Annotated in this window: 10 protein-coding genes; 8 read left to right on the forward strand and 2 right to left on the reverse strand. The window is 43.1% G+C overall.

Annotated features, from left to right (window positions below):
* The first annotated feature begins 240 nt into the window (after positions 1 to 240).
* Both E1160_RS03415 and E1160_RS03420 read left to right on the forward strand, forming a co-directional pair.
* The gene (locus tag E1160_RS03415) at positions 241 to 1206 is read left to right on the forward strand and encodes a dihydrodipicolinate synthase family protein (protein WP_155153596.1); all 966 of its coding nucleotides are present in this window, start codon (positions 241 to 243) and stop codon (positions 1204 to 1206) included.
* A gap of 470 nt (positions 1207 to 1676) precedes the next feature.
* Positions 1677 to 2711, forward strand: a complete 1035-nt coding sequence (locus tag E1160_RS03420; RefSeq protein WP_155153597.1) for a histone deacetylase family protein — start codon at positions 1677 to 1679, stop codon at positions 2709 to 2711.
* Here E1160_RS03420 and E1160_RS03425 read toward each other — a convergent pair.
* On the reverse strand, positions 2708 to 3472 hold the full coding sequence (locus E1160_RS03425) for a DeoR/GlpR family DNA-binding transcription regulator (protein WP_155153598.1): 765 nt from the start codon (positions 3470 to 3472) through the stop codon (positions 2708 to 2710). The two genes, E1160_RS03420 and E1160_RS03425, sit on opposite strands and share 4 nt — an antisense overlap.
* Positions 3473 to 3798: 326 nt before the next feature.
* On the opposite strand from E1160_RS03425, the gene E1160_RS03430 reads away from it, so the two are divergent.
* The 4 genes from E1160_RS03430 (at position 3799) to E1160_RS03445 (ending at position 8745) form a co-directional block, all read left to right on the forward strand.
* Complete coding sequence (locus tag E1160_RS03430; RefSeq protein WP_235914032.1) at positions 3799 to 4755, forward strand: ABC transporter substrate-binding protein; 957 nt, start codon at positions 3799 to 3801, stop codon at positions 4753 to 4755.
* A 79-nt stretch (positions 4756 to 4834) separates the two neighbouring features.
* Positions 4835 to 5875: a quaternary amine ABC transporter ATP-binding protein gene (locus E1160_RS03435; protein ID WP_155153599.1), complete on the forward strand. Its 1041-nt coding sequence runs from the start codon at positions 4835 to 4837 to the stop codon at positions 5873 to 5875.
* Between the two features lie 34 nt (positions 5876 to 5909).
* On the forward strand, positions 5910 to 7892 hold the full coding sequence (locus tag E1160_RS03440) for an ABC transporter permease (RefSeq protein ID WP_235914033.1): 1983 nt from the start codon (positions 5910 to 5912) through the stop codon (positions 7890 to 7892).
* Positions 7893 to 7929: 37 nt separating this feature from the next.
* On the forward strand, positions 7930 to 8745 hold the full coding sequence (locus tag E1160_RS03445) for an inositol monophosphatase family protein (RefSeq protein ID WP_155153600.1): 816 nt from the start codon (positions 7930 to 7932) through the stop codon (positions 8743 to 8745).
* A 28-nt stretch (positions 8746 to 8773) separates the two neighbouring features.
* On the opposite strand, the gene E1160_RS03450 is transcribed toward E1160_RS03445, so the two are convergent.
* Positions 8774 to 9526: a histidine phosphatase family protein gene (locus E1160_RS03450; protein ID WP_155153601.1), complete on the reverse strand. Its 753-nt coding sequence runs from the start codon at positions 9524 to 9526 to the stop codon at positions 8774 to 8776.
* A 167-nt stretch (positions 9527 to 9693) separates the two neighbouring features.
* Between E1160_RS03450 and E1160_RS03455 the strand changes: the two genes are divergently transcribed.
* Positions 9694 to 10584: a choline/ethanolamine kinase family protein gene (locus tag E1160_RS03455; RefSeq protein ID WP_155153602.1), complete on the forward strand. Its 891-nt coding sequence runs from the start codon at positions 9694 to 9696 to the stop codon at positions 10582 to 10584.
* A gap of 13 nt (positions 10585 to 10597) precedes the next feature.
* Positions 10598 to 13048, forward strand: coding sequence for a GcvT family protein (locus tag E1160_RS03460; protein WP_155153603.1), 2451 nt, complete (start codon positions 10598 to 10600; stop codon positions 13046 to 13048).
* Positions 13049 to 13208 lie beyond the last annotated feature (160 nt).

The raw sequence follows: 13208 nt of genomic DNA on the forward strand, positions 1-13208 counted from the left end.
GGCGTTGTGAGTTTTATTCTGTTCTGTCGATTATTTTATATCCGTAAAACATCCATAACTATTTGATTATAAATATATAAATTCTAAGATAATTTGAAGTTCGAAACATGGTTTCAAGATTCTTCTAGACATAATATTTTTTCTGATATATCACTGATATATTACAAGATCGAAGTGGCGTTATTCGCCTATGATATTCGCTCTGACTGGTTCGTGATTTATTGATAGGAGAATACCCCAATGAGCCCAGATATCTTTTCAGGTTGTATCCCTGCCTTGATGACGCCTTGCGATGCAGATCGTAATCCAGATTTCGATGCTCTTGTTTGTAAAGGGAAAGAGCTCATCGCCGCAGGTATGTCTTCGGTTGTTTATTGTGGTTCTATGGGGGATTGGCCTTTACTAACAGATGAGCAGCGTATGCAAGGTGTGGAAGCTTTGGTAAAAGCGGGCGTGCCGGTTATCGTTGGTACCGGGGCAATTAATACGAAAATGGCAGTTGCGCATGCTGCGCATGCCCAAAAGGTCGGCGCACACGGTCTTATGGTTATACCGCGTGTGTTATCGCGTGGAACTTCTGCAGCGGCACAACGGGCGCATTTTAAAGCAATTCTATCTGCGGCACCGGATTTACCTGCAGTTATTTATAATAGTCCATATTATGGGTTTGCGACACGCGCTGATCTTTTCTTTGACCTTCGTAACGAACACCCAAATCTGATCGGGTTTAAAGAATTTGGTGGCGAAGATGATATGCGTTATGCCGCAGAATATATTACCAGCGGTGATGATAATGTGGCGTTGATGGTTGGGGTTGATACTGCGGTCTTCCATGGCATTGTGAATTGTGGTGCAACAGGCGCAATCACAGGGATTGGTAACGCATTGCCGAAAGAAGTTTTGCATCTGGCAGCCCTTTGCAATGCGGCGGCAAAAGGGGATGCGGATGCCCGCGTGCGTGCGAAAGAGCTGGAAGAAGCTTTAGCCGTGTTATCCTCATTTGATGAAGGCGCGGATTTGGTTCTTTATTATAAGCATTTGATGGTGATGTTAGGCGATAAAGAATATACCCACCATTTCAATGAAACAGATGCGCTATCTGATAGTCAACGCGGCTATGCAGAACAACAGTTTAATCTATTCCGCGCATGGTATGCGGAATGGAGCAAGCAATCGGGCGCTGTTGCGACATATGCACCGAAATAACTCGACATCAGAACAGACCTGATGTTTCCTGAGAGCCGTTACTTCCTTTTGGTTTTGTGTGGAAGTAACGGCTTTTTTTATAGGGTTTACAGATGAGGTGACAGGCGGTCAGTGATCAGTGCCTCAATTTAGCTGGCAAATGACATTAGGGTGATCCTAAGGCACCCTTGAATGGTATCTCTTGCGTGGCGATAATTAACATACTGCTAGGCTAATTAATTCCTCAGTTTAATTTAGGGTGACAACTCTGGCATGGTGAAAAAATAGTAGGGCGCAGGTCAATGAAAAGGTGACAAAATTTTTAGTCAATGTGTGATCTGGATCGTCAATATTCTTCTTTCTGGCGATCTCGTTAATTCAGTTAGTAGAATAGTCAATATTTCAACAATTTCTACAAATATGATGTTTCTGACAAATGTTGATATCTGTATGATGTTTCTACAAATAACGATTAAGACGGGATTACCATCATGAAAATTGTTTTAAATGAAGCATCGGTTTGTCATGACGCGAAAGAAGAATTTCACCATGGGAAGCTTGTGCCGAGTTTCGAAAACCCGTCCCGTCTTAGAAAAATTATCAGTTTATTCAAAGAAAATGGCGTAACTGAATTTCTGGAACCAAAAGATTTTGGTTTAGACCCTATCTTCCAAGTACATGAAGATCATTATGTGACGTTCTTACGAGATATCTGGGACGAATGGAAAACCGCAGGCAACGAGGGAGACGTTATTCCCTATATATGGCCCGCTAAAGGATTGAAGCATATTTCATCGCATGAAAATTTAAATGCCAAGATAGGAAGTTACGCATTCTCTAGCGATTCCGCCATTGTGGATGGAACATGGAAGGCGGCTTATCAAGGGGCGCAAACCGCCCTGACAGCTTTGGATTATGTATGTGCAGGTGATAGGTCTGCTTTTGCCTTAACACGCCCGCCAGGACATCATGCGCATGCAGCCACATATGGCGGATATTGCTATTTGAATAATGCAGCCATTGTGGCACAAGCGGCGCGGGACCGCGATTATGATAAAGTATGTGTGCTAGATGTGGATTTCCATCATGGGAATGGTACGCAGGATATCTTTTATGATCGGGAAGATGTTTTAACTATTTCAATACATGGACATCCAAGAACGAATTTTCCATATTATTTGGGATATGAAGATGAAATGGGCGAAGGCGTTGGGGCTGGGTGCAATTTAAATTTGCCTCTGAAAGATGGTGCTGATTTTAAGGATTGGGAAGATGCGTTTCATATTGCTTGTGATAAAGTGAAAGAGTTTGGTGCGGAGATGTTGGTTGTACCTTTAGGCGTCGATACGTATGAAGGCGACCCAATTTCAAAGTTTAAGTTGAAAACGGATGACTTTCTAACAATGGGGAAATTGATAGAGGCGCTTGCGCTACCAACTGTCTTTACAATGGAAGGCGGTTACGATGTTGGTCCTATTGGACAAAATGTGTTTAATGTCCTGAAAGGCTTTGATGACTCACTTTAAGTATTCGGTGTTGAGACAAATACATTATTTGTTTCCAGTGCCTCAGCCAGTTCACCTATAGGGGCTTCATTGCTGACCAGAGTTTGAATATCGGAAAACTCGCAGACAGAAATCAGGGATTTACGATCGAATTTTGTGCTATCCGCAGCGACGATTACATGACTTGCCCGACTGATAAGCATGCGAGATAGTTCTGCTTCATGCGCTTTTTGAACCATAATGCCTCGTTGAGCATGTAAAGCAGTTGCGGAGAGAATTGCATATTGTACGTCAAATTGATTGAAAGTCTTTAATGCCTGTGCGTCAAATGCAGCGGAATCATCACTACGTAATTCTGATCCAGCGAAGTAGACCTTATTTGTTGGGTTTGGTGCGAGGGTACTTGCAATTTGTGCGGAGTTGGTAATCACAGTTAGATTTTTTTTATCCACAAGCGCTTGCGCCACATAAGAAGTTGTTGACCCGGCATCTAGCATAATTGAGTCACCATCAGCAATCGTTGCGGCCACGACAGTGGCTAAATTTTGTTTGGCATCCTGATTTTCTAGCATGCGACGATGAAAAGGGGCTTCTAATAGGCGGTCTGGTGCAACGATGGCCCCATGCACTTTCTTAACTAATCCTCTTTCAACCAGCGGAATCACATTCCGACGAATAGTTTGATCAGTCACGCCCAGCATTTCTGCCAGTTCCATTGTTGTGACGGATCCTTTCAATCGCACAGTGTTAAGGATTTCTGTTTCTCGTTTTGTCGCGTGCATTATCTTTAATCTCTTTATTTTTCGCTATTTTAATCAAAGCCAATTTAATTGAAAAGCGCATTCTGATCTGCAAATCAACATAAACCAACATATCCTTTAATGGTTGTTTTCATAAGGAAAACTGAAAATTTTACAAGCTTTAACTCGCTTTTTGTTACTTTGCATTCTTTGCATATAAGAATGATGAAAACATAAAAAAGACATTTATGCTATACAAAACAACATAATTTGTATTATAAATGTTGAATAATGTTGACATGAGTTCATGTTTAACTCATCGTGAAGACAATAAAGACGAAAAAATTCGTATAACAGGAAGGTGACTTATGAAAATGGGACATGGAATAAGGAAGGCTACATTTGGTTTGGCTGGTCTAGCTATGTGTATAGGTGCAAGTGCATCGGCATGGGCAAATTCATCTGATCCGATCAAATTGACATTGCATGATTGGACTGGCCAGTTACTCACCACAAAGATCATGGGTGAGGTTCTAAAAAAAGGTGGCTTTAACGTAGAATATGTACAGGCAGATTATATTGCGCAGTTTGCGGGTCTTCAGTCTGGCGACTTGCATGTGGCAATGGAAATCTGGGAAACAACAGGCCGTGAAGCTATGGATAAGGCTGTTGGAACCGGCAAGGTAGAAAACCTTGGTTCGACAGGTATGCAAGCGATTGAGGAATGGTGGTATCCATCATATATGGAAGAACGCTGCCCGGGCTTGCCAAACTGGGAAGCCTTAAATGATTGTGCTGAAGAGTTCGGAACGGCGGAAACTTTGCCGAATGGTCGTTATCTTGGCGCACCCGTAACATGGGGTGGATTTGATGATGAACGAGTTGAAGCGCTAGAGCTTGATTATGAAGTTGTACATGCAGGTACCGACGCTGCTTTATTTGCAGAACTTGAATCTGCCTATCAACGTGAAGCACCAATTTTGTTATGGGTGTATTCCCCACATTGGGCCACATTCAAATTTCAGGGAGATTGGATTCAATTCCCGGAATATAGCGCAGAATGCTATAATGACCCATCTGTTGGTGTGAACCCGGATTTGGCTTATGATTGTGGTAAGCCAACAGGTCCGATTTGGAAGGTGGCATGGTCTGGCGTGAAGGATAAGTGGCCGGGCGCACATTCAGCCATTGAAAGTTTCGACATGAATAATGACGAAATGTCTGCATTGATCGTGAAAGCGGATTTAAACGGCGAAGATATTGATGATGTGGTTCAAGGCTGGATTACAGAAAACAAAGATGTCTGGAAAGAGTGGCTTAAGTAAACTCTTTACTCCTTGCAATGGAGGAGTGTCCTTGATGCTCCTCCTTCTTTTTATGTTTTGATCGGATCGGAATAAATAAATGCCCAGCCAATCTGTAAAACTCTCATGCAAAAATATTTGGAAAGTTTTTGGTGGGAATGCAGAAAAGATTATGAATGAAACCAACTCAGAAAACCTTGATGAAACCCTGAAGGAGCAAGGTTGCGTTGTCGGTGTCCGCCAAGCCAATATTGAAATTTATGAAGGCGAAATTTTCGTCATTATGGGATTGTCAGGATCAGGTAAATCCACCTTAGTCAGATTATTATCCAGATTAATTGAGCCCACAGCGGGTGAAATTATCTTTGATGGTAAGAATTTACTGGATGCTACCGAAGAAGAGATGATCGAAATTCGTCGCCATAAAATGGGGATGGTTTTCCAGCATTTCGCATTATTGCCGCATTTAACCGTACTTGGAAATGTTGCTTTTCCGCTTGAAGTACAAGGTGTGAGTAAAGTTGAACGTGAAAAGCAAGCCAGACAAGTTATTGAGCTAGTCGGGTTAAAAGGGCGTGAAAATTACTATCCAAGTGAGCTTTCAGGCGGCCAACAACAACGTGTTGGTATCGCGCGTAGTTTGGCGGTGGAGCCTGAATTATGGTTCCTTGATGAACCGTTTAGTGCCTTGGATCCATTGATCCGTCGGGAGATGCAAGATGAATTCTTGCGCCTACAAAATGTTCTGCATAAGACAATTACCTTTATCACCCATGATTTCGACGAAGCAATTCGTCTAGCAGATCGTATTGCGATTATGAAAGATGGGCGTGTCGTACAAATTGGAACGGCTGAAGAATTGGTATTAAATCCTGCAGATGCTTATGTGGAGGAATTTACAAGTCATGTTTCAAAGGCCAAAGTTTTGACTGTTGGCTCAGTCATGGCGGCGCCTTTAAATGCTAATGATGTTGCTGGTCATGTTTCCGTGAAAGATTTAATTGCCGATGTGGCCGTGAAAGTTGAAGCGGCAGATAAGCCACTTGCTGTCTTGGATGCAAATGGCGAAGTGGTGGGGAGCCTCTCACGAGATAAGGTGATTAGTGTTCTTGTCGCCGGTGAAGGATATGCCGGTGACTGAGAAGTTTAAGAATTTTATATTCTCCGTCAGAGGAATGTGGCTTTTGCTATTTTTTGCCTCTTTGATCTTGGCGGCAAATGCCAAGGGCTGGTCGAAGATATTAGGCATGAAATGGGTTATGAAATATCCCGCTGGTTGGCGTTTGCCTTTAAAAAGTCATATCACCAACGGCATGGAATGGTTGGTGGAAGAAGCCAGTTTTGGTCTGTTTACTTTCAAGGAATTTACCCGTGGTATTGCTTATCTTTTGGAGTTGCCGCTTGATTTCGCCACCGCAATTTTCTCAACAGGTTTTCGCAGTGGATTAGGTAATGAGGCTGTACAGGTATTACCACCGATTAGTTGGATTGCGGTGATCATTATTGTCTTTGCAATAGGGCATTTTGCGCGGGCAATGAAACTCACACCCGCCAAGATGAGCTTGGCGATATTTGCCATGTTATGTTTCCTATATCTGGCTGTTTTCGGTCAATGGGAAAGTTCTATGATCACGTTGTCTTCCATCGTGATTGCGGTGCCTATGGGCGTGATCGGTGGTGTGTTGATCGGAACTTGTGGGTATCGTTGGCCAAAATTTGAAAAGGCAATTTCGCCTCTTCTTGATTTGATGCAAACGATGCCAATCTTTGCCTATCTGGTACCCATCTTGTTTTTATTTGGATTTGGGCCCGTCGCAGCAATGATTGCAACCGTGATCTATGCCATGCCACCGATGGTGCGCATAACAATCATGGCCTTGAAAAATGTGCCAAGTGAGATTGTTGATTTTGGCTATATGGCGGGATGTACCCGTCGGCAATTAATGTGGAAAGTATTGGTACCAAGTGCAGCACCCGGTTTAATGGTTGGTGTGAACCAGGTGATTATGCTTTCGTTAAATATGGTGATTATTGCGTCTATGATTGGGGCCGGTGGTTTGGGATATGATGTCCTGACTTCTTTGCGTCGATTAGATATTGGTGGTGGTCTGGAGGCTGGCGTAGCTATCGTTGTGCTGGCAATTGCGCTTGATCGATTAAGTCAGGCCTTTGCAGAGCAGAATGATATGGCTCTGGTCCACCATCATGCTCAGAAACCATTTCTTAAACGCCATCAATGGTCATTGATTTCGGGTGCTGCAATTCTGTTCTTTGGGATAGGTGGTTATGTGGTTGACGCTTTTCAGATTTATCCTGAAAGCTGGGAAGTCACGACGGCCAGTTTCTGGGAAGCATCGGTGAAATATCTAAATGTAAATTTCTATGATCAATTTGAAGCATTGAAAACAGCATTACTGACGACATTTATGATCCCAGTAAAACGGTTTTTACTTGGTCTTCCATGGCCGTGGGTATGCGTCATGTTAGCGTTGATCGGTTGGCAATTAGGCGGATGGCGCTTATCATTACTATGCGTTGTATTAAGCCTGTTTATTGTGGTTACAGGTCAATGGCAAAAAGCAATGATCACGGTTTATTTGTGCAGTATTTCTGTGGTGATTGCGGGATTAATCGGTGTGCCACTTGGTATTCTAGCAGCAGAAAAACCAACAGCTAATCGTATCATACAAGGCGCTATTGATACGTTGCAGACCTTACCAAGTTTTGTTTACTTGATTCCGGTTGTGATGTTATTCCGTGTTGGTGATTTCGCTGCGATGATTGCTGTGGTTCTTTATGCTTTGGCACCAGCGGTGCGTTATACCATTCATGGCTTGCGTCAAATTGATCCATCTTTGATTGAAGCTGGTATCGTATCTGGATGTACGAAACGTCAACTTTTGTGGAAAGTAAAATTACCAATTGCTGTGCCGGAAATTTTGCTTGGGATGAACCAGACAGTGATGTTGGCAATCTCTATGTTGGTAATTACGGCACTTGTTGGTACGCGTGACCTTGGTCAGGAAGTATATATCGCTTTGACCAAGGCAGATACAGGGCGTGGTTTAATTGCAGGCTTGTCTATTGCTTTTATTGCTATTATTGCAGATCGTTTGATCAACGCTGGGGCAAAGAAGCTTAGACAGCGTCATCATTAAGTGAAAATACAAACATAATATTATATACAGGGATGAAATGACTTTGATTTCTTCAAATTCTTCTGTCGAAGCAATCTTGGATGTTGCGCAAAAAGCAGCAACTGAGGCAGCAAAAACGAGTTTAGCTTACTTTAACGAAGCGGTGGATGTTGATTATAAAGGAGATGAATCACCTGTAACGATTGCGGATCGTGAAACAGAGACCGTGTTGCGTAACATTATCGGCGAGGCTTTTCCGGATCATGGCATATTTGGTGAGGAGCATGGCAAGCAGAATATGGATGCGGAGTATATCTGGGTGCTGGATCCGATTGATGGAACGAAGTCTTTTATCACAGGTATTCCGCTTTTTGGTATGTTAATCAGTGTGGTTCATAACAATTTACCACTGTCGAGTGTAGTGCATATGCCTGCTCTTGGTGAGACATTTATCGGTGCTGTTGGGAACGGTGCTAGCAATCACCATGGGGAAATGCTGAAGGTGCGTGCATGTTCAGGCCTTTCGGAAGCTCTCTGTTTTATCGGTGAAGCGGATAAAATGTTTGAAGGTGCGCCAGGGCTATTTGAAAAGATTCAGAAAAAGGCACGTTTGGCGCGCTTTGGGTATGACTGTTATCCTTATGTAAAGGTGGCAGCTGGCAAAATTGATGTTATGATTGAGCGCAATCTACAACCATATGATTTTTGCGCTTTGGTGCCAGTTGTTGAAGGTGCAGGCGGTATGATCACAGATTGGGATGGTAATCGATTGACGATGGATTCTGAGGGGGATGTGCTGGCTTGTGGTGATCCGAAGGTGCATGCAGAAATGCTAGCGCTCATTCAGGAATGGAAGTCTGAAAACAATGACTAGAGAAGGGAGGCTTTTTTAGCCTCCTTTTTTACGGGCCGAACTTTACATTCGATGTGACATAAGGATTAAAAACTTTTTCCATACTCGAAAAATGATTGTCAGTTTTTAATGGATTATCTGGCGTATAATTCAGGGTTTTAATCCTTGAAAGATTAATCTCATTATCTTTCACATCAATATCCAGAATATTGAGGCAGCATGTATCTTGATCATAGCCACCCATGGAAAATAGGGCAGTTTCAGCGGTCGCACGACAGTTTGAGGCAATCAAAGATAAGAGTAGTCTATTCACTCCGTCATGGGCGACGATAAGGAGTTGTGACCAATCGGTTTGCCTTACGATTTCATAAAACTTGTTTGTTACACGTGTTGCGAATTCTACAAATGTTTCGCCTGCTCCATAAGATGCGCCGGGTAAATAGGCATTTTCGAATGCATAAGCGAGTTCATCTTCGCGTCGATCAATGGGTATTTGATCAAAACCTTTGGGTTGGATTTCCATAAAGCATGACTCTGCTTCGATGGATATTTTACGGTCACCTAATACGAGTTGAGCAGTCTGTTCTGTGCGTATCAAACCGGAACAGATGGCTCTATCAATTTTAGTGCCGGACAATAAGCTACCTATATCTTGTGCTTGTTTGCGTCCGAGTTTTGTTAATTGAACTTTATTAGGTTCGTCTACAGGTTTGTTGTTTTTATCAAAATAAGACACGTCACCATGACGCATTAGATAAATGCGGCGTCGAAAATATGTGTTTTTCAGTGGCTTAAAAGTCATTTGGATTGCTCTTCATTGCTTTGTATATGATCAGATCGAATGTTTATATCAACATATATAATCATTAAATCAACAATAAATGTCATTAATTATTCATTTTATGTTGTTTTTTGTTGACATGGTGCGGGTTTTTAGACGACAATTTAAATCAAGAAATGAAAATAAGAATGTCCGAGGCAGGGATGAAAGATAGCAAAAAATTTGTTCAGGGATTGACGTGCTGGCGTGGGGAGGTGGATCCACAACCGCTGAGCGGCGGCATTACCAATGTGAATTATGTTGTTGAAGATGGCGGTGAGAAATTTGTTGTCCGCGTTGGCAACGATATCCCCTTGCACCAAGTTATGCGTTTCAATGAACTGGCTGCGAGTAAGGCAGCGTATGAAGCCGGATTATCCCCGGAGGTCGTCTTTCATACTGAAGGTGCATTAGTTATTAGATTTATTGAGGGTAAAACCTTTGATGCTTCAGATGTTCAGATGCAAACAAATTTGGAGCGCATTCTGCCACTTTTGCAAAAATGCCATTACGATATGCCAAAATATGTAAGGGGACCTGCGCTAGTCTTCTGGGTTTTTCATATTGTTAGAGATTATGCGGCGACCTTAAAAGCCGGTAACAGTAACCATCTCAATACACTCGCAGATTTACAGAAATCCGCCGACCAATTGGAGACTGCTGTCGGGTCTATTGAGGTGGTTTTCGGACATAATGACTTATTACCTGCTAACTTATTGGATGATGGATCACGTATCTGGCTACTTGATTGGGATTATGCAGGTTTTAACAGCCCGTTGTTTGATTTGGGTGGCTTGGCGTCAAATAACAGCCTGTCTGATGTTCAGGAAAAATGGATGTTAGAAGCGTATTTCGACAGGCAAGTAACTGACGAATTATGGCGTCAATATAGCGCCATGAAATGTGCCTCCCTATTACGGGAAACTATGTGGAGTATGGTATCTGAGCTTCATTCAGAGATCGATTTTGATTTTGCAGCATATACCGAGGAAAACCTCGCGAGCTTCAAGGCTGCACTCACCGAATTTAATCAAATATAGAAAGAAACTTTAAATGTCTGAATTACCAAAATCAGCCAAAGCGGTTATTATTGGCGGTGGAATTATCGGCTGTTCCGTTGCGTATCATCTCGCCAAGCTTGGTTGGACGGATACAGTATTGTTAGAGCGCAAGAAACTGACATCCGGCACAACTTTCCATGCGGCTGGGCTTGTCGGGCAATTGCGATCTAGTGCTAATATTACGGAATTACTAGGCTATTCAGTCGATCTTTATAATCGCCTTGAAGAAGAGACGGGCCTAGGCACGGGCTGGAAAATGAATGGCGGCTTGCGTCTGGCTTGTAATGAAGAGCGTTGGACAGAGGTAAAGCGTCAGGCAACAACGGCGCATTCCTTTGGTTTGGATATGCAGTTGTTGACGCCTCAAGAAGCACAAGATCTTTGGCCGTTAATGGATATTGGCGATGTGGTTGGGGCGGCCTTCCTGCCAACTGATGGGCAGGCAAATCCATCTGATATTACGCAAGCCTTGGCAAAAGGTGCGCGCATGAATGGTGCAACGATCATGGAAGATACAAAAGTTCATTCTATTGAGATGGAAGATGATGTGATCAAAGGTGTGCAAACAGATAAAGGTTTTATTGAATGTGAAAAAGTTATCTGTTGTGCGGGGCAATGGACACGTAACTTTGCAAAATCTGTTGGCGTGAATGTACCGTTGGTCCCGGTAGAACATCAATATATGGTGACAGAACAGATTGCAGGCGTGGAATCCAACCTTCCAACTTTGCGTGATCCAGATCGATTGACCTATTATAAAGAAGAAGTTGGTGGTCTGGTAATGGGTGGGTATGAGCCTAATCCAATTCCATGGGCAATGGATGGCATCCCCAAAGGTTTCCATTTTACCTTGTTGGATTCCAACTTTGATCATTTTGAACAATTGATGGAATTATCTTTAGGGCGTGTGCCTGCGCTTGAAACGGCAGGGATTAAAGAATTGGTCAATGGCCCTGAAAGTTTTACGCCGGACGGCAATTTCATTTTGGGTGAAGCGCCAGAATTGAAAAACTTCTTTGTCGGTGCAGGCTTTAATGCCTTTGGTATCGCATCTGGTGGTGGCGCTGGGATGGTCTTGGCAGAATGGGTTGCCAAGGGGGAGCCGCCATTTGATGTATGGCCAGTTGATATTCGCCGTTTTGGATCGCGTCATTTTGATGATAATTGGGTGCGGACCCGCACATTGGAAGCTTATGGCAAGCATTATACAATTGCCTGGCCGCATGAAGAGCATTCTACGGGTCGTGGTGGACGAAAATCTCCGCTATATGATCGATTGCTAAACCAAGGTGCATGTTTCGGTGAAAAGCTGGGTTGGGAGCGCCCAAACTGGTTTGCAGATATTGAGAATGGTCAAGAAGCCAAAGATGAATATTCTTATGGTCGCCAAAACTGGTTTGAGAAAGTTGGCAGGGAACATCAAAACACCCGTGAAAATGTCTCCGTGTTTGACCAATCTTCTTTCGCAAAATTCTTGATGGTTGGACCAGATGCAGAAAAGGCTTTGAATTGGATTTGTGCTAATGACGTAAGTGGTCCGGTAGGGTCATTGATTTATACACAAATGTTAAACGATCAAGGCGGTATTGAATGTGATTTGACGGTGGCACGTACCAAACGCGATGAATATTATATTGTAACGGGAACTGGTTACGCCACCCATGACTTCCATTGGATCAGTTCAAATATTCCTGTAGGTTTAAATGCACATTTGATTGATATTACATCTTCCAAGGCTGTGCTATCCATCATGGGTCCAAACGCCCGTAAGGTACTTGAAAAATTAACGAAAGATGACATCAGCCACGAAGGATTTGCCTTCGGGACTGCAAAGGAAATCGGTTTGGCGGGCGCTCCTGTTCTTGCCTTCCGATTGACCTATGTTGGCGAGCTTGGCTGGGAGTTACATATGCCATGTGAATATGCCGCAACTGTCTATGATGCAATTATGGAAGCTGGTCAGGATCTGGGTATTCAAAATGCAGGTTATCGCGCAATTGAATCCTGCCGTCTTGAAAAAGGCTATCGCGCTTGGAGTTCGGATATTGGACCCGACCATACCCCGATTGAAGCAGGTATGGGATTTGCGGCGAAATTAAAAACGGATATCGACTTTAAGGGACGTAAAGCGATTGAAAAACAAAAAGCCGAAGGTGTGCAAAAGCGGATGGCGACTTTCACCGTTGATGATCCAGATATTATCCTTTTGGGGCGTGAAACGATTTATCGCAATGGGGAGCGTGTCGGCTGGCTCAGCAGTGCTGGCTTTGGGTATACGTTGAACAAGCCGATAGGTTTCGGATATGTACGTAATAAAGATGGTGTTGACGCTGATTACATTAAATCTGGCGAGTATGAGCTAGAAGTTGCGACCAATAGAGTAAAAGCTTCGCTGCATCTGGCACCTTTATTTGATCCAAAAATGGATAAGGTGAAGCAATAAACTGGTTTTGCAGAATAGGTTGAGCTGAACTTTTAGGTTACAGATGCGTTTGTAGGGCAGTCAGAGTGGGGATTCTGGCTGCCCTCATTTGCATCTGAGGGATTTTCCTTTTTTTCAGAAAAGTGAGGTTTTGGATGAAATGTTCGATTACTTTCACTTT

It is taken from the genome of Curvivirga aplysinae (assembly GCF_009711445.1).
GTDB lineage: Bacteria > Pseudomonadota > Alphaproteobacteria > UBA8366 > Aestuariispiraceae > Curvivirga > Curvivirga aplysinae.